General features: G+C 59.3%; 27 protein-coding genes. 15 read left to right on the top strand and 12 right to left on the bottom strand.

Annotated elements, in window-relative coordinates; all coding sequences use genetic code 11:
• Positions 1-118: 118 nt before the first annotated feature.
• From ACIQUI_RS12600 to ACIQUI_RS12585, 4 genes are all read right to left on the bottom strand, one after another.
• Entirely contained in the window at positions 119-1,951 is a 1,833-nt protein-coding gene (locus ACIQUI_RS12600) for an ABC transporter ATP-binding protein (protein ID WP_403198749.1), read from the bottom strand.
• A 64-nt stretch (positions 1,952-2,015) separates the two neighbouring features.
• Positions 2,016-2,573 (bottom strand): peptidylprolyl isomerase, encoded by a 558-nt coding sequence (locus ACIQUI_RS12595; protein WP_403198747.1) that lies wholly within the window; start codon positions 2,571-2,573, stop codon positions 2,016-2,018.
• Entirely contained in the window at positions 2,567-3,379 is an 813-nt protein-coding gene (locus ACIQUI_RS12590; RefSeq protein ID WP_403198745.1) for an alpha/beta fold hydrolase, read from the bottom strand. The genes ACIQUI_RS12595 and ACIQUI_RS12590 overlap by 7 nt, the downstream gene beginning before the upstream one ends.
• Positions 3,380-3,392: 13 nt before the next feature.
• Positions 3,393-4,316 (bottom strand): LysR substrate-binding domain-containing protein, encoded by a 924-nt coding sequence (locus ACIQUI_RS12585; protein ID WP_391125288.1) that lies wholly within the window; start codon positions 4,314-4,316, stop codon positions 3,393-3,395.
• A 48-nt stretch (positions 4,317-4,364) separates the two neighbouring features.
• Between ACIQUI_RS12585 and ACIQUI_RS12580 the strand changes: the two genes are divergently transcribed.
• From ACIQUI_RS12580 to ACIQUI_RS12565, 4 genes are all read left to right on the top strand, one after another.
• Complete coding sequence (locus ACIQUI_RS12580) at positions 4,365-4,679, top strand: 3-phosphoglycerate kinase (RefSeq protein ID WP_403198742.1); 315 nt, start codon at positions 4,365-4,367, stop codon at positions 4,677-4,679.
• A gap of 109 nt (positions 4,680-4,788) precedes the next feature.
• Positions 4,789-5,388, top strand: a complete 600-nt coding sequence (locus ACIQUI_RS12575) for an FMN-dependent NADH-azoreductase (RefSeq protein WP_060497486.1) — start codon at positions 4,789-4,791, stop codon at positions 5,386-5,388.
• Positions 5,389-5,670: 282 nt separating this feature from the next.
• On the top strand, positions 5,671-6,546 hold the full coding sequence (locus tag ACIQUI_RS12570; protein ID WP_403198741.1) for a carboxylate/amino acid/amine transporter: 876 nt from the start codon (positions 5,671-5,673) through the stop codon (positions 6,544-6,546).
• 1 nt (position 6,547) lies between these two features.
• Complete coding sequence (locus ACIQUI_RS12565) at positions 6,548-7,483, top strand: AEC family transporter (RefSeq protein WP_403198740.1); 936 nt, start codon at positions 6,548-6,550, stop codon at positions 7,481-7,483.
• Positions 7,484-7,693: 210 nt separating this feature from the next.
• On the opposite strand, the gene ACIQUI_RS12560 is transcribed toward ACIQUI_RS12565, so the two are convergent.
• The gene (locus ACIQUI_RS12560) at positions 7,694-8,941 is read right to left on the bottom strand and encodes an OprD family porin (RefSeq protein ID WP_403198737.1); all 1,248 of its coding nucleotides are present in this window, start codon (positions 8,939-8,941) and stop codon (positions 7,694-7,696) included.
• Here ACIQUI_RS12560 and ACIQUI_RS12555 point away from each other — a divergent pair.
• Complete coding sequence (locus ACIQUI_RS12555; RefSeq protein ID WP_403198736.1) at positions 8,940-9,125, top strand: hypothetical protein; 186 nt, start codon at positions 8,940-8,942, stop codon at positions 9,123-9,125. The two genes, ACIQUI_RS12560 and ACIQUI_RS12555, sit on opposite strands and share 2 nt — an antisense overlap.
• Before the next feature lie 33 nt (positions 9,126-9,158).
• Here the strand turns inward: ACIQUI_RS12555 and ACIQUI_RS12550 are convergent, their stop codons facing one another.
• Positions 9,159-10,445: a CitMHS family transporter gene (locus ACIQUI_RS12550; protein WP_403198733.1), complete on the bottom strand. Its 1,287-nt coding sequence runs from the start codon at positions 10,443-10,445 to the stop codon at positions 9,159-9,161.
• 104 nt (positions 10,446-10,549) lie between these two features.
• Positions 10,550-11,482: an SMP-30/gluconolactonase/LRE family protein gene (locus ACIQUI_RS12545; RefSeq protein WP_403198731.1), complete on the bottom strand. Its 933-nt coding sequence runs from the start codon at positions 11,480-11,482 to the stop codon at positions 10,550-10,552.
• A 389-nt stretch (positions 11,483-11,871) separates the two neighbouring features.
• Here ACIQUI_RS12545 and ACIQUI_RS12540 point away from each other — a divergent pair, with 389 nt between their 5' ends.
• From ACIQUI_RS12540 to ACIQUI_RS12525, 4 genes are all read left to right on the top strand, one after another.
• On the top strand, positions 11,872-12,813 hold the full coding sequence (locus tag ACIQUI_RS12540; RefSeq protein WP_403198728.1) for a hydroxymethylglutaryl-CoA lyase: 942 nt from the start codon (positions 11,872-11,874) through the stop codon (positions 12,811-12,813).
• Complete coding sequence (locus ACIQUI_RS12535) at positions 12,810-14,012, top strand: CaiB/BaiF CoA transferase family protein (protein WP_403198725.1); 1,203 nt, start codon at positions 12,810-12,812, stop codon at positions 14,010-14,012. The genes ACIQUI_RS12540 and ACIQUI_RS12535 overlap by 4 nt, the downstream gene beginning before the upstream one ends.
• 177 nt (positions 14,013-14,189) lie before the next feature.
• Positions 14,190-15,509, top strand: coding sequence for an MFS transporter (locus tag ACIQUI_RS12530; protein ID WP_403198723.1), 1,320 nt, complete (start codon positions 14,190-14,192; stop codon positions 15,507-15,509).
• Positions 15,510-15,639: 130 nt separating this feature from the next.
• Positions 15,640-16,410, top strand: a complete 771-nt coding sequence (locus ACIQUI_RS12525; protein ID WP_403198721.1) for an IclR family transcriptional regulator — start codon at positions 15,640-15,642, stop codon at positions 16,408-16,410.
• Between the two features lie 11 nt (positions 16,411-16,421).
• Here the strand turns inward: ACIQUI_RS12525 and ACIQUI_RS12520 are convergent, their stop codons facing one another.
• On the bottom strand, positions 16,422-17,492 hold the full coding sequence (locus tag ACIQUI_RS12520; RefSeq protein WP_403198718.1) for an AbrB family transcriptional regulator: 1,071 nt from the start codon (positions 17,490-17,492) through the stop codon (positions 16,422-16,424).
• Between the two features lie 130 nt (positions 17,493-17,622).
• Between ACIQUI_RS12520 and ACIQUI_RS12515 the strand changes: the two genes are divergently transcribed.
• The gene (locus ACIQUI_RS12515; protein WP_403198715.1) at positions 17,623-18,525 is read left to right on the top strand and encodes a LysR family transcriptional regulator; all 903 of its coding nucleotides are present in this window, start codon (positions 17,623-17,625) and stop codon (positions 18,523-18,525) included.
• A 168-nt stretch (positions 18,526-18,693) separates the two neighbouring features.
• Here the strand turns inward: ACIQUI_RS12515 and ACIQUI_RS12510 are convergent, their stop codons facing one another.
• Positions 18,694-19,995: a mechanosensitive ion channel family protein gene (locus tag ACIQUI_RS12510; protein WP_403198713.1), complete on the bottom strand. Its 1,302-nt coding sequence runs from the start codon at positions 19,993-19,995 to the stop codon at positions 18,694-18,696.
• Between the two features lie 103 nt (positions 19,996-20,098).
• Here ACIQUI_RS12510 and ACIQUI_RS12505 point away from each other — a divergent pair, with 103 nt between their 5' ends.
• Complete coding sequence (locus tag ACIQUI_RS12505; RefSeq protein WP_105946026.1) at positions 20,099-21,460, top strand: DEAD/DEAH box helicase; 1,362 nt, start codon at positions 20,099-20,101, stop codon at positions 21,458-21,460.
• Positions 21,461-21,629: 169 nt separating this feature from the next.
• Here ACIQUI_RS12505 and ACIQUI_RS12500 read toward each other — a convergent pair whose 3' ends face one another.
• Complete coding sequence (locus tag ACIQUI_RS12500; protein ID WP_403198710.1) at positions 21,630-21,902, bottom strand: hypothetical protein; 273 nt, start codon at positions 21,900-21,902, stop codon at positions 21,630-21,632.
• 215 nt (positions 21,903-22,117) lie between these two features.
• On the opposite strand from ACIQUI_RS12500, the gene ACIQUI_RS12495 reads away from it, so the two are divergent.
• Both ACIQUI_RS12495 and ACIQUI_RS12490 read left to right on the top strand, forming a co-directional pair.
• Complete coding sequence (locus ACIQUI_RS12495; RefSeq protein WP_403198709.1) at positions 22,118-22,396, top strand: BrnT family toxin; 279 nt, start codon at positions 22,118-22,120, stop codon at positions 22,394-22,396.
• Positions 22,374-22,628, top strand: a complete 255-nt coding sequence (locus ACIQUI_RS12490) for a BrnA antitoxin family protein (RefSeq protein WP_403198706.1) — start codon at positions 22,374-22,376, stop codon at positions 22,626-22,628. The genes ACIQUI_RS12495 and ACIQUI_RS12490 overlap by 23 nt, the downstream gene beginning before the upstream one ends.
• A 73-nt stretch (positions 22,629-22,701) precedes the next feature.
• Here ACIQUI_RS12490 and ACIQUI_RS12485 read toward each other — a convergent pair whose 3' ends face one another.
• Both ACIQUI_RS12485 and ACIQUI_RS12480 read right to left on the bottom strand, forming a co-directional pair.
• Positions 22,702-22,995: an addiction module antidote protein gene (locus ACIQUI_RS12485; RefSeq protein ID WP_391125309.1), complete on the bottom strand. Its 294-nt coding sequence runs from the start codon at positions 22,993-22,995 to the stop codon at positions 22,702-22,704.
• Positions 22,988-23,290, bottom strand: a complete 303-nt coding sequence (locus ACIQUI_RS12480) for a type II toxin-antitoxin system RelE/ParE family toxin (RefSeq protein WP_403198703.1) — start codon at positions 23,288-23,290, stop codon at positions 22,988-22,990. The genes ACIQUI_RS12485 and ACIQUI_RS12480 overlap by 8 nt, the downstream gene beginning before the upstream one ends.
• A gap of 178 nt (positions 23,291-23,468) precedes the next feature.
• Between ACIQUI_RS12480 and ACIQUI_RS12475 the strand changes: the two genes are divergently transcribed.
• Both ACIQUI_RS12475 and ACIQUI_RS12470 read left to right on the top strand, forming a co-directional pair.
• Positions 23,469-23,864, top strand: a complete 396-nt coding sequence (locus ACIQUI_RS12475) for a transcriptional regulator (RefSeq protein ID WP_403198700.1) — start codon at positions 23,469-23,471, stop codon at positions 23,862-23,864.
• Positions 23,865-23,970: 106 nt separating this feature from the next.
• The gene (locus ACIQUI_RS12470) at positions 23,971-24,897 is read left to right on the top strand and encodes a DMT family transporter (protein ID WP_403198697.1); all 927 of its coding nucleotides are present in this window, start codon (positions 23,971-23,973) and stop codon (positions 24,895-24,897) included.
• The last annotated feature ends 155 nt before the right edge of the window (positions 24,898-25,052 follow it).

Raw genomic sequence — 25,052 nt, 5'->3', positions numbered from 1 at the left:
GTGTTGTCTGTGCCGGCCTCTTCGCGGGCTTGCCCGCTCCCACAGGTATTGCACAGTTCTGACGGCCTGTGGTGATCCTGTGGGAGCGGGCGAGCCCGCGAAGAGGCCGGTGCAGGAATCAGTCGACGCCGACAAACCCCCCGGTCTGGTGGTGCCACAACCTGGCATAAAGCCCTTGCTGCTCCAGCAGCTCACTGTGGCTGCCGCTCTCGACAATGCGCCCCTTGTCCAGCACCACCAGCCGGTCCATCCGCGCAATGGTGGACAACCGGTGGGCAATGGCGATCACCGTTTTGCCCTGCATCAGCGTCTCCAGGCTCTCCTGGATGGCTGCCTCCACCTCCGAGTCCAGCGCCGAGGTGGCTTCGTCCATGATCAGGATCGGTGCATTCTTCAACAACACCCGGGCAATGGCGATGCGCTGGCGCTGGCCGCCCGACAGCTTCACCCCGCGCTCACCCACATGGGCATCGAAACCGGTGCGGCCCTGGGCGTCCGAAAGCTGTGGGATGAACTCGTCAGCCCGCGCCCGGCGCACGGCTTCCTGTAGCTCGCCCTCACTGGCACCGGGCCGGCCATACAGCAGGTTGTCGCGGATCGAGCGGTGCAGCAGCGAAGTGTCCTGGGTGATCATGCCGATCTGCGCGCGCAGGCTGGCCTGGCTCACTTGGGCAATGTCCTGGCCGTCGATGAGGATACGCCCGCCCTGCACGTCGTACAGGCGCAGCAGCAGGTTGACCAAGGTCGACTTGCCCGCCCCGGACGGGCCGATCAAACCGATTTTTTCGCCAGGGCGGATGTTCAGGTTGAGCCCTTCGATCACGTTGGCGGCCTTGCCATAGTGGAAATCGACATCGTCGAAGCGCACCTCGCCGCGGCTGACCTTGAGCGCCGGCGCGTTGGGCTGGTCGGTGACGGTGACCGGCTGGGCGATGGTCTGCAGGCCGTCCTGGACCATGCCGATGTTCTCGAAGATGCCATTGACCACCCACATGATCCAGCCCGACATGTTTACGATACGGATCACCAGGCCGGTGGCCAGTGCGATGGCGCCGACGGTAATCAGCGACTGGCTCCACAACCACAGCGCCAGGCCCGTGGTGGTGACCACCAGCAGGCCGTTGAGGGTGGTGATGACCACGTCCATGCTGGTGACCACCCGCGACGCCAGCTGGGTTTTCTCGGTCTGTTCGCGGATCGCTTCACGGGCGTATTGCTGCTCGTAGTCGGTGTGGGCGAACAGCTTCAGGGTGGCGATGTTGGTGTAGCCATCGACAATGCGCCCCATCAGCTTGGAACGGGCGTCGGAAGAGATCACCGAGCGTTCCTTCACCCGTGGCACGAAGTAGAACAGCGCAGCGATGTAGCCGCCGATCCACAGCAGCAGCGGCAGCATCAGGCGCCAGTCGGCCTCGGCGAACAGCACCAGCGAGGTGATGGCGTAGATCAGCACATGCCATAGCGCGTCCACCGCCTGCACGGCGGAGTCGCGCAGCGAGTTGCCGGTCTGCATGATGCGCTGGGCGATGCGCCCGGCAAAGTCGCTCTGGAAGAAGTTCAGGCTCTGCTTGAGCACGTAGGTGTGGTTTTGCCAGCGGATCAGGCTGGTCATGCCGGGGTTGATGGTTTGATGCACCAGCAGGTCGTGCAGGCCGAAGAACACCGGCCGCAGCAGCAGTATCACCACCAGCATCCAGACCAGCTCGCCACTGTGCTCACTGAAGAAGTTGGCATTGGGCGTGCCTTGGGCCAGGTCGATGATGCGGCTGAGGTAGCTGAACATGGCCACCTCGATCAGCGAGGCGAACAGCCCGACCACCAGCAGGGCAAGAAAACTGGGCCATACCTGGCGCAGGTAATACAGGTAGAACGGCCACACGGTGGTCGGTGGCGACTCACTGGGTGCTTCGCGAAAAATATCGATCAGTTGTTCGAAACGGCGGTACAGCATGGGTAACGACACTCCTGTTCCATCCGACCCTCAGGCGGTTTCACGTCCCTGTGAAGCCCTGCGGTCAGTCGATGCGTTTGGCTGACTTGATGTAGACCGGGTCGGCCGGTACATCACGCATGCCTTTCTTGATGGTGGTCGGCGAGTTGACGATCTGGTCGACCACTTCCATACCCTTGGTCACTTTGCCGAATACGGCATAGCCGCGGTCACGTCCCGGGTTGAGAAAGTCGTTGTCGGCCACGTTGATGAAGAACTGGCTGGTGGCCGAGTTCGGGTCCGAGGTGCGCGCCATCGACAGGGTGCCGCGGGTGTTCAGCAGGCCGTTGCTGGCTTCGTTCTTGATCGGGTCGTTGGTGTTCTTCTGCACCATCTGGTCGGTGAAGCCGCCGCCTTGCACCATGAAGCCCGGGATCACGCGGTGGAAGATGGTGTTGTTATAGAAACCACTGTCGACGTATTGCAGGAAATTCTTGGTGCTGAGCGGCGCTTTCTCGGCATTCAGTTCGATTTCGACCTGGCCGAAGCTGGTGTCCAGCACAACGTGCGGGGTCTTGTCGGAGGCCATGACGCTGGTGGCGAAGGCGACCGAGCAGGCGGTGAGCAGGAGTTTTTTCAGCATGGGCTCAAAGATCCTTGAGAGGTGGAGGCGGCTGCGAGGAATTGCAGCAGGGTCTGGTTGAAGACCTCGGGTTGATCGAGGGGCGTAGCGTGCCGGGAATCGTCGACGACGACCAGCCTGGCGTGGGGCATCAGGGCGACGTAACGCTCCTTCAGTTGTATCGGGGTGTAATCGTGGTCGGCGGCAATGACCAAGGTAGGACAGTGAATCTGCCCGATGCGTTCCTGCACGCCCCAGTCGACGATGGCGTCAAAGCTCTTGAGGTAGGCGCGTTTGTCGTTGCGCGCCCAGCGTTGGGCCATCTTCTGCCGCAACTCGGCCTGGTGCGGCTTGGGGAACAGGCGCTCGGCCAGGCCCTTGCCGACGGTTTCGACACTGAGCAAGCGCGCCAGCCCCCAGCGCTTCAGCCACCAGACCCAGTCGCTGCGGCTACGGCGCTTGACCTCGGGGGCGCTGTTGACGATGCACAGGCTGCGCAGCCACTGCGGGTGGTCGACGGCGAACTGGAAACCCACCATGCCGCCCATGGATAGGCCGACGAAGTGCACGGGGCCGGTGTGCAGGTGTTCGAGCAGGGCCAGCAGGTCGGCACTGAAGGTGGCGATCTGGTAGCCGTCACGGGGTTTGTCGGAGCGGCCATGGCCACGGATGTCCATCAGGATCACCCGGTAGTGACGGCTCAATACCGGTACCTGCAACTCCCAGTCCTGGCAGCTGGAGCCAAGGCCGTGCAGCAACACCAAGGGTTCGCCCTGGCCATATTCCTCGTAATGCAGTGCGCATCCTTCGTGTTCGAAATAGGCCATGGGCGCGGTCCTCTCAGGCTTGTGGGGGGGCTGCGAAGGGCACGTCCAGTGGCGCGGTGTCGAAGTTGCGCAGCAGGTCGATGAGAATCTGCGTGGCCGGGCCCAGGGTCTTCTCTTTGCTCGAATAAAGGTAGAACAGTGGGTGGCGGCTGCCACCCTGATCCAGCTGCAGCGGCTTGAGCACGCCTTCACGCAGCTCGCGCTCGATCATGTGCCGGGGCAGCCAGGCAAAGCCCAGGCCACTGCTGACGAAGGTAGCCGCGGTACCCAGGCTGCCGACCGTCCAGCGCTGTTCGGCCCCCAGCCAGCCAACGTCACGCGGCTGGGCGCGGCCGGAGTCGCGGATTACCACCTGCAACTGGCTTTCCAGGTCCTGGAAGGTGAGCTCGCGGCCCAGCCGGTGCAGGCTGTGCTCGGGGTGGGCGACGGCGACGAACTCCACCGCGCTCAGTTCGGCGCCAAGATAGCCACCGATGCTGTAGCTGCTGATGGCCAGGTCGGCGATGCCTTCGTGCATCACTTCTTCCACGCCAGACAACACTTCTTCACGCAGGCGCACCCGGCAGCCGCGGCTTTGTGGCATGAACGCGGCCAGGGCGCGCACCAACCGGGCGCTGGGGTAGGCGGCATCCACCACCAGGCGCACTTCGGCTTCCCAGCCTTGCTCCATGTGGTGGGCGAGGTCTTCGAGCTGGCTGGCCTGCTTGACCAGGTGGCGCGAGCGGCGCAGCAGTACGTTGCCAGCCTCGGTGAGCACTGCCTTGCGGCCATCGATGCGCAACAGTGGCACACCCAGTTGTTCCTGCATGCGGGCCACGGTGTAGCTGACCGAGGACTGCGAGCGGTGCAGGGCCTCGGCGGCCTGGGCAAACCCGCCGTGATCGACCACTGCCTGCAGGGTTCGCCACTGGTCAAGGGTTACGCGCGGCGCTTTCATCTTTCGCTCCTGTTGTCCTAAGCTGCGCTCTTTCAAGGAGAGCGGCCGATGAAGAAATGTTTTGCGGCAATACTGCTGTGCCTGCCCCTGGGGGCCATGGCCTATCCTATCGACGTGGAGAAGGAACTGACCGGGGTAAAGCTCGATTACACCGCCTATGACACGGCCTACGACATTGGCGCCATCACCCTCAACAACTATGGGCAGGTACCGGCGGCCTGCAAGGTGACGTTCCGCAATGGCCCGGAGGCACCCAGGGTACGCCGGGTGAACGTTCCGGCGGGTAAAAGCGTCGATGTCACCGCCAAATTCAACCGGCAGATCATCAAACTGCGGATCGCCTTGAGTTGCACTGCGGAATAAACCGATAAATCGATAGGTTGAACCCACTTTTTACGCTTTTTTATCGATAGGTCAACCCTTAATCTCACCTCCATCGAATCGCAACCCTTTTTGCCGATGGAGGCACCCCATGTCCCGCGTACTGATCATCGAAAGCAGCGCCCGCCAGCAGGATTCCGTTTCCCGTCAGCTGACCCGTGATTTCATCCAGCAATGGCAGGCTGCCCACCCGGCCGATCAGATCACTGTGCGCGACCTGGCGGTAAGCCCGGTGCCGCACCTGGACGCCAACCTGCTGGGTGGCTGGATGAAGCCCGAAGAGCAGCGCAGTGCCGCCGAACTGGAAGCCCTGGCCCGTTCCAACGAACTGACTGATGAATTGCTGGCAGCGGACGTGCTGGTAATGGCTGCGCCGATGTACAACTTCACCATCCCCAGCACCCTCAAGGCCTGGCTGGACCACGTACTGCGTGCCGGCATCACCTTCAAGTACACCCCGACCGGCCCGCAAGGCTTGCTGACCGGCAAGCGCGCCATCGTGCTGACAGCCCGGGGTGGCATCCATGCCGGCGCCAGCAGCGACCACCAGGAACCCTACCTGCGCCAGGTGATGGCTTTCATCGGCATTCACGATGTCGACTTCATCCATGCCGAGGGCCTGAACATGAGTGGCGAGTTCCACGAGAAGGGCGTCAACCAGGCCAAGGCCAAGCTGGCGGCGGTGGCCTGAGGCTTACTGAATTCCCAAACCTGACACCTGTTTTTGCTCCTTTGGGTGTACCTGCCCGGCCAACGGCCGGGCTTTTTTATGTCTGGTGTTTTGTGGATGGCTGTGCCGGCCTCTTCGCGGGCTTGCCCGCTCCCACAGGTACATCACAGGACTCAGGTGCGGTGATATACCTGTGGGAGCGGGCAAGCCCGCGAAGAGGCCGGCACAGCCCCACATTCCTCATGGTTGAACACAAAGCCCGCAACCCGCTAAGGTCGCGGCCTTGATTCACGAGAGGCAACCATGGGCTACCTGATAATCGTCGCGCTGATCCAGGCGTTTTCCTTCAACCTCATCGGTGAATACCTGGCTGGCCATGTCGACAGTTATTTCGCCGTGCTGGTACGGGTCCTGCTGGCCGGTCTGGTGTTCCTGCCGCTGACCCGCTGGCGCCAGGTCGAGCCGCGCTTCATGCGCTCGATGCTGCTGATCGGCGCGCTGCAGTACGGCATCACCTACGTCTGCCTGTACCTGAGCTTTCGCGTGCTCACCGTGCCGGAAGTGCTGCTGTTCACCATCCTCACGCCATTGCATGTAACGCTGATCGAAGACGCCATGAACCGGCGCTTCAACCCGTGGGCGTTGCTGGCCGCGCTGGTGGCCGTAGCCGGCGCCGCGGTGATCCGCTTCGACAGCATCAGCGGTGAGTTCTTCATCGGCTTCCTGCTGCTGCAACTGGCCAACTTCACCTACGCCGCCGGCCAGGTGCTGTACCGCCACCTGGTTGCCCGCAACCCCAGCGACCTGCCGCACTACGCACGCTTTGGCTACTTCTACCTGGGCGCCTTGCTGGTGGTGCTGCCGGCCTTCCTGCTGTTCGGCAACGCCCAGCACCTGCCAAGCACAAATGTGCAATGGCTGGTGTTGCTGTTCCTTGGCTTGTGCCCGACGGCGTTGGGCCTGTACTGGTGGAACAAGGGCGCATGCCTGGTTTCGGGCGGTACGCTGGCGGTGATGAACAACCTGCATGTGCCGGTGGGGCTGTTGCTGAACCTGCTGATCTGGAACCAGCATGAGCCTTTGGGGCGGCTGTTCATCGGCGGCGGGATCATCCTGGCGTCGGTATGGTTGAGCCGCCTGGGTGCGCGGGCCCGGGCACCGCTGGTCGGCAAGGCCTGACATGCACACCATCTTCGTCATCGTCGCGCCGATCTTTGCCCTGATCCTGGTCGGGTTCCTGTGCCGCAAGACCAACAAGCTGGGCGACAAGGCCGCTGCCGAAATCAACAAGATGGTGGTCTGGCTGTGCCTGCCGGCGTTGTTGTTCAAGGTGACTGCCACCGCCACCTGGAGCGAGATCTGGCACCCGGGGTTCATCGTGGCGTTTGGTGCAGGCGCCCTGGCGATGTTCGTGGTCACCCTGGCGTGGCGGCTTTACAGCGGTCATGGCCTGGTGGCGTCGAGCATCGACGGGCTCAGTGCGGGGTATGCGAACACCGGCTATATCGGCATCCCGTTGTGCCTGTTGCTGTTCGGTCAGGCGGGCTTGCAGCCGGCGCTGATCTCGTCGTTGATCGTGGTGTGCCTTGTGTTCGCCATTTCACTGACGCTGATCGAGATCGGGCTACAGGAGGAGCGGCATATTGGCCGCGCCATCTTGCTGGTGAGCAAGGCGCTGGCGAAGAACCCGTTGGTGATTTCGCCACTGGCAGGCGCTGCCTGGGCGGTTTCCGGGTTGGGCCTGGCGGAACCGGTGATGCACTTTCTCGACATGCTGGCGCTGGCGACCACGCCTTGTGCGCTGATATCGCTGGGCGCATTTCTGGCTGAAAAACGTACAGGGTCGCAGGCCAGCCCGTGGCCGTTGGTGGCCTTGAAGTTGGTAGGGCAGCCAGCGCTGACCTGGGTGCTGGCGTTCAAGGTGTTCAGCTTGCCAACGATGTGGGCAGCGTCGGCGGTGCTGTTGGCGGCACTGCCGACCGGTACCGGGCCGTTCATGCTGGCGGAGTATTACAACCGCGAGGCGGGGCTGATATCACGGACGATCTTGTTGTCGACCGTGGCCTCATTGGTGACCTTGACCGGGCTACTATACCTACTCGGTTATGCGGGGTAACTGAGGACCTCTTCGCGGGTCAAGCCCGCTCCCACAATGACCGCGCAGACGCTGAACCTGTGGGAGCGGGCTTGCCCCGCGAATGGGCTGCAGAGCAGCCCCGGCAATCTCAAGCCTCATTCAACTCTTCTAGGCGACGTGGCATCGGTCCAGCCGCCGCACGCCCCGCCAAACCCACGCGCGGCCTTTGCATGCCTAGGCATCCCGAAGCTACAGCAGTGGGATGCTGTAGCTGATGATGAGGCGGTTTTCATCAGCACCTCGGGCGAAGTCAGAGCGGTAGCTCGCGTTCCGCCATCGGACCCCCAGGTTTTTGAGCGGCCCATTCTGGAACACATACTGCAGTTCGGTATTTCGTTCCCATTCATTGCCTGTGGCATTCGCGGCAAGCTCGACATCATGACCTTTGACATAGCGGGACATGAAGGTCAGTCCAGGAATGCCCATGGTGGCAAAATTGAAATCATAGCGAAGCTGCCATGATTTTTCCTTGGCGCCCGCAAAGTCGTTGATCTGGACGAAGTTGATCAAGTAGGGGTCGGTGCCGTCGATGTAGGGAAAGGCTGTGTCCCCCGACATCTGTTGGTAGCCGAGGCCAAAGCCGTGTCCCTTGATGCTGTAGGTCACCATGCCATTGGCTGAGGTGTTGTCTATTTCTCCAGCAGACGAGCTGCCGCTGTCTCTGCTGATTGCAAGTCGGAGGTCTGCCTTCAGTTGGCCGGCAGGTAAGGGCACAGAGCCAACGAGGCCGAAGAAGTGCTGGGTATAAACATCTTCCAGCTCCCCGTACTGGTAGGAGCCGACGAGGTTTTTGGAGAAGGTGTAGTCAACGCCTGCCAAGTCAAAATGGTCAGCAGTTATGCCGGACTGAAAGCGACGGTTCTTGTTGTTCAGTACAAGGTCTTGAGCGGCAGTCTGGTCGCGGTCTGTGACTTTAGTCAGACGACCGGCCACGACATCAAGGAACTCGATTTCCCCAATGCTCAGCAATCCGCCTTGGAAGGTCTGCGGGAAGATACGTCCGTTGTTGGCCTTGACGGTTGGCATGTCGGGGATCAGCGTTCCCACTTGGAGAAGGCTTTCTGAGAACCGGGCTTTCGCTGTAAGGCCCAGTTTGGAGTATTCATCTGGCGCTTTGCCGTCATCGTGGACTGGGAGGAGGCCAGTGCCTGTCCGGTCGGGGCTGGAATCTAGTTTAAAGCCGAGCATGCCGATGGCGTCTATGCCAAATCCCACAGGGCCTGGGGTGAAGCCTGACTTTGCGTCGAGAATGAATCCCTGTGCCCATTCATCACGCTTGTTCTGGCCTGCACCGTCCCGAAAGTCCCGATTCAAATAGAAGTTTTTTGTTTGTAGGGAGACCTTGGTGTCTTCTAGGAAGCCTTCCGCGAATGCGGGAGAGGCGAGATTACCAAGGCCGAGTAAGGTGCAGACAGGGATTGCGTTACGTGGCTTCATGAATACTCCAGGCGTTGTCGGCGCGCTCAACGGGTGGGCGCGCAGAAACAGCCAATTTTTTTTGTTGGTGGAGTTGCTTGATTATTGCGGGGCTGTGGATGTTTCGGTTGAAGCGGGCTTCGATTTTTTGAGCAAGATGCCGACTGCGATGGCGAGCAATGCTCTAATGGCGCTGGCGACGTAGTGGGTGATTTGACGCCTCCGTTGAGGGAGACCCTCAGTTGAAAACGTCGATGGTTCCGATCGCGATCGCTGCTACGAACATCACCAGGCATGTACCGATGCTCCAGCCGATGGAGGCTCGCTGGTTGTCGCCGTAGTCCAGGTCAAGCAGACCGCACAGCAGGTAGGTGGAGGCAACCAGGGGGCTGAGCAGATGGACTGGCTGGCCGATCAAGCCGGCGATGGCCATCTCTTTTGCACTGATGCCGTAGTGGCTAGCTGTTTCGGCCAGGATTGGCAGGATCCCGAAGTAGAAAGCGTCGTTGGTCAGTACGTAGGTGAAGGGCATGCTGAGGAATGCCGTGATGACGGACATGAAGTGACCGGCAGACTCGGGAATGACATGGATCAGGCTTCCCGAAATGGCTTTGATCATCCCTGTGCCGGACATGATCCCTACGAAGATGCCTGCGGCGAAGATCAGCAGGGTTACTGCCATGACGTTATCGGCGTATTTACCGATGACTTCCTTTTGGTCTTTGACGCTTGGGAAGTTCACCAAGACGCCCAGGCCGAAGGCGAGCATGAACAAGATCGGGAGGGGCATGATGCTGAGCATCATCATGGTGATCAGGGTGATGGTGAGCACGCTGTTGAACAGGAAACGCCAGTCGGTCAGTTTGAATTCGGTGAAGTGGCTCATGACCTCATCGTGATCGAGTTCCACAACTCCCAGACGACGGCGCTCTCTGCGGCCCAAGTAGAATGCAGCGAAAATCACCCACCCGGCACCGGCGATCATGAGTGGGAGCATTTCAAGGAACAGCTCGGTGATATCCACGTGCATGGCGCTTGCCGCACGCGAGAATGGCCCTGCCCAAGGAAGGATGTTCATCACTCCGTTGGTGAGCAACAACACAGTGGCAAGTACCTGAAGGCTCATCCCGGTGCGGCGGTATAGCGGAAGGAGTGCTGCGGTGGTGATGATGTAAGTAGTCGCTCCATCGCCATCCAATCCCACGCAGATACCGAGCACAGCGGTGCCGATGACAATCTTGAGTGGGTCGCCTTTCACGCACTTCAAGATCAGCTTGATCAGCGGGTTGAACAAGCCTGCATCGGTCATCATGCAGAAGTAGAGGATGGCGAAGGTGAGCATGATCCCCGTCGGAGCAAGCATTTTCACGCCATCGAACATCATTGGGCCGAGCTGGGTCGCAAATCCACCCAGGCTTGCAAATGCAACCGGCACCAAGATGAGGGCAACCAGTGGTGACAGGCGTTTGCTCATGACGAGGTACATGAAGCAGACGATCATTGTGTAGCTCAAGAGAGTGAGCATGTTGCCCTCTTATTATCTGTTTTGTATGAGAAGAAAGTGCTCTGGCCTTTCTTTGGGCGAGCAGCGTCCGTGCGCCATGTGCACAGGGCTGCGGCACTAAGTTGTTAGGCTGGAGCGTGCGAGAACATTTGCTTTCCGGAGTGGCCGGGGTCAGCCCTCAAGATGTGTCCTGTCGACGAGTCGGTGATGAACAAGCCACGATTACCCTCCCCACCAAAGGCGAGGTTGGTCAGGGTGCGGCCTTTGGTGCATGACTTGAATCGATAGAGTGGGACTGCGTGCTGATCGAAAGCCCATACACAACCATTGCCGGCATCGCAGACGTAGAGATTTCCTGCATCGTCGAGGGCCATACCGTCAGCGCCGCTCACGCCACCGGCCATGGAGGTGAAGATACCCACCTTGGAGGTTGTGCCATCAGGTTGGAGGGGGAGGCGCCAAACCGCATTTCCGCGAGTCATCGCCACCAGGAGGGACTTCTCGTGAAGATCCATCACCAAGCCATTAGGACTAGGGCCATTATCCAGCAGGCAATCCAGGCGTTGTTGCTGCAGGTCGTAACGGAACACGCGGCCAGTTGGGTCGTGCATACCTGACTGACCTTGGTCGGTGAAGAAAAGGTGCCCCTGTCGGTCGAAGAACAGGTCATTTACACCCTTGAAGCTCTCACTCCTACGATGTGTCAGGAAGGGCTCAATGCGTTTGCTGACCGGATCGAGAACGAGAATCCCGTTCTTGTAGTCGGCGATGAAGATTCGACCGTCACGGTGAATCTTCAAACCGTTGGGCCAGCCGTCGTACTCGACAACCAGTTCCCAGTTCCCCTGCGGGGAAACGCGGAAGATTCGGCCATAGGGGATATCCGTGACATAGAGATTGCCGGTCTGGTCGAAGGAGGGCCCTTCCAGGAAGCTCGTGACTTGCTGGCCTGGCTTGTTAGCTCTGACCCAGTCGGAGTCCCCGTCACGCCAAAACTCTTTCGGCAGTCTGCTGAAGACTTCTGTTGGGCGTTCCTCGGGAGGGGCGTACAGGCTCATGGCAATCTCCATGTGAAAACAGACACGCGACGCTGAGGCTCAAACGGCAGAAGTTTGGGCCAATCTCACCAGTGTACGTTGCCTGGGATATCTTGTTGTTTCGAGCATCGTTCTGTCAGATAGAACTATATTGCTCTTGGTAGAACACTTTCCAAGCTATTTTCAGCCCTGTCAAGTCCCATCAGACGCTCGTGGCTGCTGTCCACGCCCACGAATTGAGTTGATTATCCGTTCATCGCCTGTCTCGTTGACAGGTGTGAAATTGTGGGTAGATACTAAAACAGAACATAATTCTGCCTGACAGAACAATCATAAAAAACAGCGTTCCACTTCGCAGCTGCATTGCATGAATGTTCGGGCAGGCTCTCCCCAGCTACTGGAGAACCTCCATGAAAGAAGCGACAGATATCGACATCCTCGTCAGCGAAGTCGGCCCTAGAGATGGCTTGCAGAGCGTCAAGGCCACCATGCCCACCGAGTTGAAGCTGGACTGGATTTCGGCTCTGGCGGGCGCCGGCTTGAGGGAGATCGAAGTGGGCTCGTTTGTATCCCCCAAGTTGCTGCCGCAGATGGCCGATACTGCGCAGGTGGTTGCCCATGCCCTGACCCTGCCTAATCTCTTCGTCACTGCGCTCGTACCGAATCTCAAGGGCGCGGAGGCTGCATTCAACGCAGGGGTCCATAAGATCACTCTGCCCATCTCTGTGAGTGAGCAGCACTCCATCTCGAACATCCGCAAGACGCACGCTCAGGTATTCGATGAGGTTCAAGCGGTGGTTGCCCTGCGCAATGAGCGCTTCGCGCAGGTACAGATCGAAGCAGGTCTGTCGACTGCCTTCGGGTGCACTCTTCAAGGTGTCGTCACTGACGACGAGACGATGGCCATTGCCTTGAAAATGGCGGAACTGGGCGTAGATGAGGTCGGGCTGTCCGACACCGTCGGCTATGCCAACCCTACTCAAGTGCGTCGACTGTTTACCCGGTTGTTCCGGGAGCTGGGTGCGCTCGCGGGGAGCGCTCACTTCCATAACACCCGTGGTCAAGGGTTGGCCAACGTAGTCGCTGCGTTGGAGGCCGGGGTGAAGACGTTCGATGGTTCTCAAGGTGGTTTGGGCGGTTGTCCATACGCTCCGGGTGCCTCGGGCAACATCGTCACTGAAGACCTGGTGTATTTGCTTGAGTCGATGGGCCTGAAAACCGGCGTAGACATTGATCGCTTGGTTGCGGCTCGTGAGGTACTTCTTCGTGGGCTCCCTGGAGAGCCCGTCTATGGCTTTATCCCGGATGCCGGCGTTGGCAAGAATTTCACCTATGCGAAGGAGGCCGTATGAGCCTGCACGAAGAGCAATCCCTCCCCCTGGCTGGCATTCGCGTAGTCGAGTTTGTCCACATGGTAATGGGCCCGACCTGTGGCTTGCTGCTCGCCGATCTCGGCGCTGAGGTCATCAAGGTGGAGCCAGTGCCGGAAGGTGATAACACACGTCGGCTCATGGGATCGGGGGCCGGGTATTGGATGACCTACAACCGCAACAAGAAGAGCTTTGCGGTGGACATCAAGTCCGAGGAAGGCATGGCCGCTGTGAAGAAATTGATCGCCACAGCAGATGTCGTCACTGAGAACTTCCGACCTGGTGCCATGGAGAAATTGGGCCTGGGTTATGAGCAGGTCAAAGCCATCAAGCCTGACATCATTTACAGCTCGATGAAGGGATTCTTGCCTGGCCCCTACGAGAAGCGTACGGCGCTGGATGAGGTGGTACAGATGATGACCGGCCTGGCCTACATGACCGGGCCGGTCGGGCGCCCCCTGCGTGCAGGGGCATCAGTCAACGACGTGATGGGTGGGATGTTCAGCACTGTCTCGATTCTTGCTGCTCTGCTGCAGCGCAAGGAGTCGGGACGTGGGCAGTTTGTACAGACCGGCCTGTTTGAAAACTCGGCCTTCTTGGTCGCCCAGCACATGATGCAGAAAGTAGTGACCGGGAAAGCGGCAGCGCCGATGCCTAGCCGAATTTCGGCTTGGGCAATCTACGACGTGTTTGAAACCTCCGAAGAAGGCGAGCAAGTCTTCATGGGTGTCGTGAGCGACAGTCAGTGGGTCGCCTTCTGCGAAACCTTCGATTTCCCTGAGCTTGGAAGTGACACCGAGCTGAGTCGGAACAACCAGCGCGTTCAGGCCCGTGACCGAATCATTCCTTTGGTGCGCGAGCGCTTGTCCGGAATGGATAAGCAAACCGTGATGGCCCTCTGTGAGAAAGCTGGTTTGCCGTTTTCCCCGATCCAGCGTCCTGAAGACATGTTTGAGGATGAACACCTCAATCAGTCCGGCGGCATGGCAGAGCTTACATTGCCAGATGGTGAGCAGGTGAAGGTACCGATGCTGCCTTTCGAGATGAATGGCCAGCGTTTCGGGACTCGCCTGAACGTCCCGAGCCTCGGCAGCCATTCGCGAGAGCTGCTTGCACAGCTGGGCTACGGTGACGATGACATCACTCAGCTCGAAGCCAGCGGCACGGTTAAAACTGCCTGACCAACACGGATGTGGGTCTCCCGTGGGGGCTCACTCCTGACGTTTTTGTACGTAGAGCTCGGAAAGATATTCGGGCGCAATCAGCAGCACTGAAGGCACGGGATGTACCTGAGGACTGCGCTCACCGATGGCCTATCCAGCCACGGTATTCATAACAACAACACCGAGGATACAGTCATGGCTAACGTCACGACCCCGGATAACCATTTGTCCATGCCGCAGCCTGAAGTCACCTCTGCGCTACAGCAGAGAGCAATGAAGAAGGCCGCCTGGCGTCTCATTCCATTGCTCGCGCTGGCCTATTTCTTCAACTACCTGGATCGCACCAGTGTTGGTTATGCGGCCCTGCAGATGACCGATCAGCTCGGACTCACTGCCGCTCAGTTCGGCCTGGGTGCTGGGATCATGTTCGTGGGCTATTGCCTCTGCGAAGTCCCAAGCAACCTGGCCATGTACCGATTCGGCGCACGGCTCTGGATGGCTCGAATCATGATCACCTGGGGGCTTGCGGCAGCAGCAACAGCATTCGTTATCGGCCCTTATAGCTTCTATGTTATTCGCTTCCTCTTGGGAGTTGCCGAGGCTGGCTTCTTCCCTGGCGTGATTTTCTTCCTCACCTTGTGGTTCCCGGCCCAGTACCGCACTCGGGTACTCGCCTGGTTCACGGTTGCAACGCCAATTTCGTTCCTTGTTGGTGGCCCACTTTCTATTTACCTGCTCCAGATGCATGGCGCTTGGGGGCTCGCGGGCTGGCAATGGATGTTCATCATCGAGGGGCTGCCAGCTTGCGTACTGGGACTCATCACTTTGAAGGTTCTTGCCAACAGGCCGAGTGAGGCAAAGTGGTTGTCCCAGGAGGAGAAGGATGCTCTGACCGGTATATTGGAGAAGGAGAAGGCGAACGCCCAAAAAAGCCACGGTTTCAAGGCTGCACTCAAGGATCCACGCGTCTGGATTCTTAGCTCTATCACCTTCAGCTTCACCATCGGCACCTACGGTATTGGTATCTGGCTTCCTCAGATGCTGAAAGCCCAGGGCGTTGAAATCAGCCTGATCGGCTGGGTCGCTGCCGTACCGTACTTTTTCTCGACGATCGGGCTGCTGTTCTGGGCCAAGTACGTCGATCGAAGCGGTCGCGGTATCCTGAACCTCATCGTTGCCTTGGTATTGGCTGGTCTGGCAATGATCTTCGCTGTGAACATGAATGCGCTGATTCCGGCACTGGCAGGCATTACGCTGGCCCTTGTGGGTACGATCTCGGCAAAGACGATTTTCTACACGCTGCCCGCGAAGTTCTTGAGTGGCCAAGCGGCTGCTGGTGGTATCGCGCTCATCAACTCCATAGGCGCATTCGGTGGATTCGTCGGGCCCTATCTGATGGGCTTCTTGAAGGATTATACCCATTCCTTTACGGCAGGCCTGATGGTGATGGGATGCATCCTGTTCTTCGCCGCCTTGATGGCGTTGTCCCTGCGACTGTTCATGCGTGATGCGTGATGCTATCTGAGCAGAACAGTGTTCTGGACAATGGACTAGCTGCTAGCCGTACTCACAGGTAAGGTATCAGCCATCTGAACGGCCTCTATACAGGGGCCGCTTTCTCACGAGTGTGCCGAGAACACGTCTGATGTCGCCAAAAAATGAGCCTGTGGTAGCCGACACGTCCAAGACTAATGCTGACGGAGGGGTGGCTGCTGTTGATCGAGCCTTTGCGATTCTCGGAGCTTTCGAGCCTGATCAATCGAGTCTCCCATTGGCTGAAATCGCTCGTCGTACTGGTCTGTACAAAAGCACGATTCTTCGCCTCATGAGTTCTTTGGAGAGGGCTGGCTTTATCAGGCGCCTGCCTGATGGTCAGTATGCGGTGGGGCATGAGCCGTTGCGGTTGGCACAGATATACCAGACCTCCTTCCGGCTGCGAGATACCATTTATCCGGTGCTTGAGGCATTGACTGAGGAGAGCGGCGAGACTTCCTCGTTCTACGTGATCGAGAACGATATCCGGGTAGTGCTGTTCCGTGTCGAACCCAAACGAGCAGTGCGCTTCAGCATCCATGAGGGTGATCGCTTCCCACTGCATGCTGGCGCTTCAGGCAAGATCCTGAGGGCGTTTGGCCCTCCAGCAGATCGTGCTTTGGCTGATGTGCGAGAGCAGTTCTGGGCAACGTCGTTTGGGGAGCGTGATCCAGAGACATCGTCGATATCATCACCCGTATTTGGCGTCAGCCATGAATTCAAAGGTGCTCTCACGCTGTCGGGCCCGTCCGAGCGTTTTAACAAGGATCAACTACAAGCGGCCCGACTGCTATTGCTCAAGCGCGCTGCCCAAGCGACCAGCTTGCTTGGGGGCAGTAATCGAGAGCTACTCGCGGCATTGGAAAAGATCGAGAGCGAGTAAGTCGGGTGGGGTCAGTTCTGCGTCAGGCGGATGATCTGCCTGGCGAAGTAAGCACCTGTCAGGATTACACCGAAGAGACGAAGCGTCTGCATCGCTAGCACCATGCCGACATTGGCATGTGTTTCCACAGCGATGATAGCCATTGCATCCAGTCCGCCTGGGCTGGTTGCCAAGTACATTGAGAGAAAGTCAGTGCCAGTGGCACAGGCTAGAAGCCAGGCGCAGCATGCACAGAGCAAGATCAGTATCACTGCACCCATAATCATTGCGGGCAAGTGCTTGAAAACGTAGCGCACGGTCTTACGGTCAAAGCGCAGCCCTATATAGCAGCCAATAGCGCCATAGGCTGTTGCAAGAAGCCAAGCCGGCATAGTGATGTGGAGCACTCCAGTCAGTTGCAGGGCGCCTCCGATCAGCAGCGGCATCAGCAGCGCTCCGGCAGGTATTTTCGTGCCAGCTGCAACACCAAACAGGATGACTGCCGAGCTGAGCAAGAGATTAAACAGGTCGGTGCCAGATAGAGGGCTAACGGATGGTGATATCACAACCGGAGTACTCGTCGCCCCGAGCATATGGCTTACCAGCGACCCAATCATGACTACACAGACCACCCTGACGTATTGCATGGTCGCTACGACGCGTGAATCGGCACCGTATTCCTCGGCCATGGAAACCATGGCAGAAGCTGCGCCAGGTGCTGTGCCCCAGGCTGCAGTGCTGCCAGGAATGCCACCGTATCTAACGGTTCCGAGCCCCACAGCAGCGCTTAATACGACGGTGAGAAATGTGGCGAAGAGCATGATGTGCCATGACTGAGCCAACGAGAGCAGAACCGACCAAGTTACGGAGTGCGCTACCAGGAGACCAACGCAGCCTTGGCCGAAGCGGAAGATGTGCCGGTGCAAGTGCATTTGCGCACCACACACTCCGAACAAAATGGCGACCAGCATCGGCCCCAGGAATAGTCCCGCTGGCACTGCTGCCGCGTGAAGACCTTGGCCCGCCGCGCCGGCGATGCCGATCAGCGCGATCCATTTGAGGGTCAGTGAGCGATTGGCTACGGCGGATTTTGAGCTTTGCAACGAACTGTACCTCCAGGCACTGACTTCACCTTAGGGGGCAGCCCACGGGTGGGAACGAAAATTATCGATGCCTGGACTGATCAAGTCTATTTTCTACTTTCGATGAACCTATAACTGAAATTTATGAATCATGGACTTTCGTGACCTTGCATATTTCGAGACCATCGCGGAGTCAGGGCACCTCGGACGAGCTGCTGAGAAACTCAACCGTACTCAGCCGGCGCTGAGTAAAAGCATTCAGCGCCTGGAGGAGTCCCTCGGTGCGCGCCTGTTCCAGCGAGATGGTAGAAGGATCAAGCTGACCGATGTGGGTGAGCTATTGCTTGCCAGGGGCAAGCAGTTGCGTATCAACATTGCGGAAACCGAGCGAGAAGTCCGAGATTATGCCAACGGCCTGGTAGGCAACATTCGGCTGGGGTGTGCGGCGAGCATGGCCGAGTATTTGCTGCCCCAGTTGGCTGAGGAGCTTTTGAGTAGGGCCCCGAAGCTGACACTCAAGCTCTCCATAGGCCAAGATGATGTTCTCAGGGAGGCCCTCAGAGCTGGGCGTTTGGATGCAATCATTTGCCCTCTTGTCTCTGGCGATCCGGACTTCAAGATTTATCCGGTGCTCCAGGATGAAGCCGTAGTGGTCGCTAGCGCAGACCATCCAATTTTCCTGGCTCCGTTTGATCAACAGGATCTTTGCCGTTACCAATGGGTGTTGCCGGGGCCGACGGTTACCGCAAGGCGCTGGATAGACAACGCCTTTATTTCAAGGCAGCTCCCTGCTCCAAGCGTCCAGATTGAAACCAATTCGATTTCTCTCCTTCCCAGATTGATCGCTCGTACCCGGCTGCTGAGCTTCCTCGCCCGGGAGACGTTGGAGTATGGCAAAGGCATGTCACGACTGAGAGAAGTTCCACTGAACGAAACAACCATGAGCCGTACCGTTGCGGTGTCGGTGAGAGCAGAGGGGTATCTACCGCCTTCCGCGGTCGCATTGGTTGAGCTTCTACGAGATAAAGGCGGTAGCTTTTTGCAAGAACCGTGATTCAGTGACCCAATGCAAATGCTGAGAAATTGTGCAATTTGGGGCCGCTTTGCGGCCCATTGCTGCGGTTCGTCAGCTCCCACAGTGTCCCTGCTAACTCGATGAGTTAGGTGCAGTTCCATGAACGCTGGCGGGCCGGCGATGGGCTGCAAAGCAGCCCCGGCAATCTCAAGCCTCGCTCATCTCTTCCAGCCGACGCGGCACAGGCTCTTGCGCCACACGCCCGCTCAACCCCATGCGCATGTCATTGCCACTCGGCTGCTGATAAAGGCTCAAGCCAAACTCCGGCAACACCGCCAGCAGGTAGTCGAAAATATCCCCCTGAATCCGCTCATAGTCCGCCCACACCGTGGTGGTGGTAAAGCAGTAGATCTCCAGCGGTACACCCTCGGCCGTGGTCTGCATCTGCCGCACCATGCAGGTCATGTTCGGGTGCACGTTGGGGTGGTTTTTCAGGTAGGCCAGGGCAAACGCGCGGAAGGTACCGATATTGGTCAGCTTGCGGCGGTTGGCCGACAGCTCGGCCACCGGGCCCAGGGCTTCGTTCCAGCTTTGCAGCTCCTGGCGCTTGCCGGCCAGGTAATCGCCCAGCAGGCTCACCTGGGTCAGGCGCTGCTCTTCTTCGCGGGTAAGGAAACGCACACCGGCAGCGTCGATGAACAGGCTGCGCTTGATTCGCCGGCCACCGGACTGCTGCATGCCGCGGTAGTTGCGGAACGACTCGCTCATCAGGCGCCAGGTGGGGATCGAGACGATGGTCTTGTCGAAGTTCTGCACCTTCACGGTGTGCAGGGTGATGTCCACCACATCGCCGTCGGCACCTACCTGCGGCATCTCGATCCAGTCACCCACATGCAGCATGTCGTTGCTGGTCAGCTGCACACTGGCGACGAATGACAGCAGGGTGTCCTTGTACACCAACAGCAGCACCGCCGACATGGCACCCAGGCCCGACAGCAGCAACAGCGGCGAGCGGTCGATCAGGGTGGCGACAATGACGATGGAGGCAAAGATCCACAGCATCATCTTGGCCAGTTGCACGTAACCCTTGATCGAACGGGTGCGGGCGTGTTCGGTGCGGGCATAGATGTCGAGCAAGGCATCCAGCAGGCACGACAGCGCCATGGTCATGAACAGCAGGGTGAAGGCCAGGGCGACGTTGCCCAGGAAGTGCTGGGCAGTGTCGGACAACTCCGGCACCAGCTTCAGGCCAAATTGCAGCACCAGTGACGGCGTGGTTTGCGCCAGGCGGTGGAACACCTTGTTGTGGCGCAGGTCGTCCAGCCACTTCAGCGCCGGCTGGCGGGCCAGCAGCCGCGCGCCGTGCAGCATCAGGAAGCGCGCCAGGCGGCCGACTACCAGGGAAATCAACAGCAGCACCGCCAGGCCGATGGCCGCGTGCAGCATGGGATGTTGGTCGAGGGTGCCCCACAGGTCGAGGGAGTCACGCCAGATTCGTTGGATATCCATGGGCTTGGGTACAGTCTTTTTGCGAAACGAAGCGCCATTAGAGCGCGGATGGCTGCAAAGTTGCCAAAAGAAATTCGGCTAAGCCGGCAGAAAACGTTACCCTATGCAACTGAATTTCCCGCACTTGCCTGAGGTTACCTCCGTGTTCTCCCAATTCGCCCTGCATGAACGCCTGCTTAAAGCCGTGGCCGAGCTTAAATTTGTCGAGCCAACCCCGGTGCAGGCTGCGGCCATCCCCCTGGCCCTGCAAGGGCGTGACCTGCGCGTGACCGCGCAGACCGGTAGCGGCAAAACGGCAGCCTTCGTGCTGCCGCTGCTCAACCGCCTGGTCGACCTGAAAGGTGGGCGGGTAGAGATCCGCTCGCTGATCCTGCTGCCGACCCGCGAGCTGGCCCAGCAGACCCTCAAGCAAGTGCAGCTGTTCTCGCAGTTCACCTACATCAAGGCGGGCCTGGTCACCGGCGGTGAAGACTTCAAGGAACAGGCCGCCATGCTGCGCAAGGTGCCGGACGTGCTGATCGGCACCCCGGGCCGCCTGCTCGAGCATCTTAACGCCGGCAACCTCGACCTGTCCCACGTGCAAGTGATGATCCTCGACGAAGCCGACCGCATGCTCGACATGGGCTTCGCCGAAGACATGGAGCGCCTGTGCAAGGAGTGCGAGAACCGCGAGCAAACCCTGCTGTTCTCCGCCACCACTGGTGGCGCGGCCCTGCGCGACATCATCGGTAAAGTACTCAAAGACCCTGAGCACCTGATGCTCAACAGCGTCTCGCAACTGGCCGAAGGCACCCGCCAGCAAATCATTACCGCCGACCACGACCAGCACAAAGAGGCGATCGTGCAGTGGCTGCTGGCCAACGAGACCTTCGACAAGGCTATCATCTTCACCAACACCCGCGCCTTGGCCGACCGTATCTACGGCCACCTGGTGGCCAAGGATGTAAAAGCCTTCGTGCTGCATGGCGAAAAGGACCAGAAGGACCGCAAGCTGGCCATCGAGCGCTTCAAGCAGGGCAGCTCCAAGGTGCTGGTGGCCACCGACGTGGCGGCCCGTGGCCTGGACATCGACGGCCTGGACCTGGTGATCAACTTCGACATGCCTCGCAGCGGTGACGAATACGTGCACCGCGTGGGCCGCACCGGCCGCGCCGGTGGCGAAGGCCTGGCGATCTCGCTGATCACCCACAACGACTGGAACCTGATGTCGAGCATCGAGCGCTACCTGAAGCAGCAGTTCGAGCGCCGGGTGATCAAGGAAGTGAAGGGCACCTACAGCGGGCCGAAGAAGGTCAAGGCGTCGGGCAAGGCTGTTGGGGCCAAGAAGAAGAAGGTTGACAAGAAAGGCGGTGACAAGAAAGCTGCGGCCAAGCGCAAGCCAACCGCCAAGCCACGGCCCAACGCACCGCTGGCCAGTGCTGACGGCCTGGCACCGCTGAAAAAGCGTAAGCCGGCTGCTGAGTAATCAGCCTCTAGCAGGCTGACGCATTCCCTGTAGGAGCGGCCTTGCGTCGCGAAAGGGCTGCGGAGCAGCCCCAGGATTTCGGCGCAAATGCACAAATTGCTGGGGCCGCTTTGCGGCCCTTTCGCGACACAAGGCCACTCCTACAGGGTCGGTGCCTGCAGGAAACACCTCACTCAGTCTTTTTTTCCGCCTGCTTCAACTCCTTGATCCGCTGGTCAATCAGCTGACACTTGTCGGGCAAGTCCTTGCTCGCCGTCCCCAAGTCCATCCCCTGAAGCTCGTCATTGATCTCCTTGGCTTTCTGCGGGTTCTGCTCGGTCAATTGAGTAACCAACCCGGCCAGCTCTTCACGTTTCTGCGTCGCTTCCTCTGGTGTGCAGGCCCAGGCGGGCAGGGCGCAGAGCAGGGCGGTGGCGCAGCCAATGGGTAGCAGCGGTTTCATCCTTTTTACCTCCAGCGGTGGCTATGCGCGGTGGAGGGCTGAGGGTGTGGGGAAGTTCAGGGCTTGCGACCGATGGATCATTTCCATGATGGATGTAGTCCGTTTCTGAAGTGCCTCAGTATCCCCTTTGCGCCGTTGAACAGCGCGCTATATCACTCTAGTCTCGGATGAAAAGAGGGGGTATTGTATGTACAGCTGTAAATACAGGGCGTCCCATGTTCTTTGAATGGGACGAAGCGAAAAACCAGATCAATATCCGCAAGCACGGCATCGATTTTGCCGACGTGCCTGATATGTTCAACCACCCCATGCTGATCCGGCGCGATGAGCATGTCGCGTGTGCTGAAGAGCGTTGGGTCAGCATCGGATGGCTGAAGGCGCTGATAGGCGTCGTCGTGTACACAGAGAGGCGGGGTGAAGTGATACGCATTATTTCCGCGAGAAAAGCCACCAAATGGGAGGCCAGACACTATGACCAAATCATCGAAAACTGACTGGAACCGGCTGGCCCGGCAGGACGACAAGGATATCGATACAACAGATATCCCGGAGCTCGACGATGAGTTTTTCCGTCAGGCCGAGCTGCGCGTTCCCGCCAAGCAGGCGGTGACCATTCGCCTGGACTCAGATGTCCTCGCCTGGTTCAAAGAGCAGGGCAGCGGCTACCAGACCCGCATAAACCAGCTGCTACGCCAGTACATGCAAGCTCAGCAGAAGCCGCGTTGAGCTTTTCCAGGCGCTGCGGCAAGTGAATGGTAGCGATCTCGGGGTGGTCCAGCATCACCGGGAGGCCGGTATGTCAGCCTGCTATGTGAGGCCGCGCTGTCATGTCTATGCCGAGTGCTTTCATGACGGTCAGGAACGATTTGAGGGTTGGGTTGCCATGCTCGCTGAAAGACCGATAAAGCTGTTCACGAGACAGCCCGGTTTCTTTTGCCAGCTCGCTCATACCTTTTGCTCGCGCTACCACGCCGACAGCTTTGGCGACATAGCTGGCATCCCCAGTCTCAAGGGCATCGGTCATGAACACCGCTATTGCTTCGGGGGTGGTGAGGTATTCGGCGGGGTCGAATTCAGAGAAGGTTTCAGTCATTTTGCATCCTCCACGAACGCAGAATCTGGTGGGCTGCCTTGATGTCTCGTTGTTGGCTGCTTTTATCGCCGCCGCATAAAAGAATCACGAACGTGCTGCCCGCCTGATGGAAATACACCCGGTAACCAGGCCCATAGTGAACCCTGAGCTCACTGACGCCGTGGCCGACCGGTGATACGTCGCCAGGCAGGCCCTCCATCAACCGGTTGATCCGAGAAATGATTCGGGCTCTGGCGCTGATGTCCCGGAGGCCGGCCACCCAATGTCTGAAACTGCTGGATTCGATTTTCTTCATCGAGTGAATGTAGTTTATAAACTACACTTGGCGGTCCCGCAAATGGTTTCTGCCTATTGCCGTAGCAGCGTCTTCAGGGTCACGCACATCTTACCCACCAAGATCTTTCGGAACACCGCACCTCACCGGCGAGTCCCAACCTGTGTACCTCTTTCGTCCACAGCAGGAGCCCGTAGCCATGAGCATCGCCTACGACTGGGACTTGATCGAACGCTTGCTGCACGAGGTGCAGAACAGCGGCGGTCACAGCTTTACGCCACGCCCTTATGCCGAGCAGCACGCTGCCGCGCTGGCCGCCAAGGGTGAGCCGGTGGGTGACCTGGACCACCTGAAAACCCGTGCCTGCGAATATGAAAAGTTGTTGTTCGACCGCGGCTTTATCGAAAGCCGGCCTGAAGAGGACGGCGGCAACGGCGAGAACTTCGTGCTGACCGAGCGCGGCTCGCGGCTGATGAGCCTGATCGACAGCAGCATCCCGGGCTTCGAACACCCGCGCCAGGTGCTCGATGAGCAGGAGGATGCGCTGGATGAAACCACCTTCGAACAGGTGTCGGCAAAAGCGCAGATCGCTTGAGGTCGTTTTGAGGCTGGCATCGGTGGCCATGAAAACCCGATAATCGGTAGCTTCTGAACGCTGCCGAGTCCTTGCCCATGTCCACGATCACCTCAAAGGCCCGCCCATGAGCGCGGTCCGCAAGAACCCAGATGCCTTTGCTTTCCAGGTGATGCTGGGGCTGTGCCTGATCTGGGGCTGCCAGCAAGTGCTGATCAAGACCGCCGCCGTCGACATTGCCCCGGTGATGCAGGCGGCGTTGCGCAACGCTATCGCCGCCGTGCTGGTAGGCCTGATGCTGTGCTGGCGCGGGGGCTGGGAGCAGGTCGGCAGCACCTGGCGCGCCGGGCTGCTGGCGGGTGGGTTGTTCGGCATTGAATTCCTGTTCATTGCCGAAGGCTTGAAGCTGACCTCGGCGGCGCATATGTCGGTGTTTCTGTACACGGCGCCAGTCTTCACCGCATTGGGCCTGCATTTCCGGCTAGCCAGTGAACGCTTGCGGCTGTTGCAATGGTTGGGGATTCTGTTGGCTTTTGGCGGCATTGCCATGGCCTTTGCTGGCGGCATGTCGTTTGAGCACATGGATGGCCGCACTTTGCTGGGCGATGCCTTTGGCGTGATCGCCGGGTTGGCCTGGGGGGCGACCACAGTGGTGGTGCGCTGCTCACGGCTGTCGGAGGCACCGGCGACCTTGACCCTGTTCTACCAGTTGGCGGTGGGTTTTGCCGGGTTGTTGCTGATTGCCCTGCTCAGCGGGCAGATCGGCGAGGTGTCGTTGACGCCGCTGGCCATGGGCAGTGTGTTGTTCCAGGGCATTGTGGTGTCATTCGTCAGTTACCTGACGTGGTTCTGGTTGCTGCGCAAATACCTGGCGTCGAACCTGGCGGTGTTCTCATTCATTACCCCGTTGTTCGGGGTGACCTTTGGCGTCTTGCTGCTGGATGAGCCGTTGAGCGCGAATTTCGTGGTGGGCGCGTTGATGGTGTTGCTGGGGGTGATCCTGGTGAGTGCCGAGCCTTGGGTGAAGCAGCAACTGCGGCGGCTGGTTGGGTAAGGGGTAGCTTGCACCGGCCTCTTCGCGGGGGTGGCCCCCCCCCCCCGCTCGCGGGGGGGCCCCCGGGGGGCGGGGCCGCCCCGGCGCTGCCCCGGACAGAAAAAAAGAGTTAGAGGGTTTCACACGCCCGGCACGGCCCCAACATCCCTGACACC

The sequence above is a fragment of the Pseudomonas sp. NPDC090592 genome, assembly GCF_044769185.1.
Taxonomy (GTDB): domain Bacteria; phylum Pseudomonadota; class Gammaproteobacteria; order Pseudomonadales; family Pseudomonadaceae; genus Aquipseudomonas.
The sequence above is the reverse complement of the archived record's forward strand: the minus strand, read 5'-3'. Positions and strand labels throughout refer to the sequence as shown.

Coding starts and splice junctions, on each gene's coding strand:
- ACIQUI_RS12560 (WP_403198737.1), bottom strand. CDS start 8,941: ATGAAGCCACGTAACGCAATCCCTGTCTGCACCTTACTCGGCCTTGGT.
- ACIQUI_RS12600 (WP_403198749.1), bottom strand. CDS start 1,951: ATGCTGTACCGCCGTTTCGAACAACTGATCGATATTTTTCGCGAAGCA.
- ACIQUI_RS12545 (WP_403198731.1), bottom strand. CDS start 11,482: ATGAGCCTGTACGCCCCTCCCGAGGAACGCCCAACAGAAGTCTTCAGC.
- ACIQUI_RS12475 (WP_403198700.1), top strand. CDS start 23,469: ATGAGCATCGCCTACGACTGGGACTTGATCGAACGCTTGCTGCACGAG.
- ACIQUI_RS12485 (WP_391125309.1), bottom strand. CDS start 22,995: ATGACTGAAACCTTCTCTGAATTCGACCCCGCCGAATACCTCACCACC.
- ACIQUI_RS12495 (WP_403198709.1), top strand. CDS start 22,118: ATGTTCTTTGAATGGGACGAAGCGAAAAACCAGATCAATATCCGCAAG.
- ACIQUI_RS12555 (WP_403198736.1), top strand. CDS start 8,940: ATGAATACTCCAGGCGTTGTCGGCGCGCTCAACGGGTGGGCGCGCAGA.
- ACIQUI_RS12590 (WP_403198745.1), bottom strand. CDS start 3,379: ATGGCCTATTTCGAACACGAAGGATGCGCACTGCATTACGAGGAATAT.
- ACIQUI_RS12515 (WP_403198715.1), top strand. CDS start 17,623: ATGGACTTTCGTGACCTTGCATATTTCGAGACCATCGCGGAGTCAGGG.
- ACIQUI_RS12535 (WP_403198725.1), top strand. CDS start 12,810: ATGAGCCTGCACGAAGAGCAATCCCTCCCCCTGGCTGGCATTCGCGTA.
- ACIQUI_RS12580 (WP_403198742.1), top strand. CDS start 4,365: ATGAAGAAATGTTTTGCGGCAATACTGCTGTGCCTGCCCCTGGGGGCC.
- ACIQUI_RS12525 (WP_403198721.1), top strand. CDS start 15,640: ATGTCGCCAAAAAATGAGCCTGTGGTAGCCGACACGTCCAAGACTAAT.
- ACIQUI_RS12570 (WP_403198741.1), top strand. CDS start 5,671: ATGGGCTACCTGATAATCGTCGCGCTGATCCAGGCGTTTTCCTTCAAC.
- ACIQUI_RS12550 (WP_403198733.1), bottom strand. CDS start 10,445: ATGCTCACTCTCTTGAGCTACACAATGATCGTCTGCTTCATGTACCTC.
- ACIQUI_RS12510 (WP_403198713.1), bottom strand. CDS start 19,995: ATGGATATCCAACGAATCTGGCGTGACTCCCTCGACCTGTGGGGCACC.
- ACIQUI_RS12540 (WP_403198728.1), top strand. CDS start 11,872: ATGAAAGAAGCGACAGATATCGACATCCTCGTCAGCGAAGTCGGCCCT.
- ACIQUI_RS12490 (WP_403198706.1), top strand. CDS start 22,374: ATGACCAAATCATCGAAAACTGACTGGAACCGGCTGGCCCGGCAGGAC.
- ACIQUI_RS12575 (WP_060497486.1), top strand. CDS start 4,789: ATGTCCCGCGTACTGATCATCGAAAGCAGCGCCCGCCAGCAGGATTCC.
- ACIQUI_RS12565 (WP_403198740.1), top strand. CDS start 6,548: ATGCACACCATCTTCGTCATCGTCGCGCCGATCTTTGCCCTGATCCTG.
- ACIQUI_RS12530 (WP_403198723.1), top strand. CDS start 14,190: ATGGCTAACGTCACGACCCCGGATAACCATTTGTCCATGCCGCAGCCT.
- ACIQUI_RS12500 (WP_403198710.1), bottom strand. CDS start 21,902: ATGAAACCGCTGCTACCCATTGGCTGCGCCACCGCCCTGCTCTGCGCC.
- ACIQUI_RS12505 (WP_105946026.1), top strand. CDS start 20,099: ATGCAACTGAATTTCCCGCACTTGCCTGAGGTTACCTCCGTGTTCTCC.
- ACIQUI_RS12585 (WP_391125288.1), bottom strand. CDS start 4,316: ATGAAAGCGCCGCGCGTAACCCTTGACCAGTGGCGAACCCTGCAGGCA.
- ACIQUI_RS12480 (WP_403198703.1), bottom strand. CDS start 23,290: ATGAAGAAAATCGAATCCAGCAGTTTCAGACATTGGGTGGCCGGCCTC.
- ACIQUI_RS12595 (WP_403198747.1), bottom strand. CDS start 2,573: ATGCTGAAAAAACTCCTGCTCACCGCCTGCTCGGTCGCCTTCGCCACC.
- ACIQUI_RS12470 (WP_403198697.1), top strand. CDS start 23,971: ATGAGCGCGGTCCGCAAGAACCCAGATGCCTTTGCTTTCCAGGTGATG.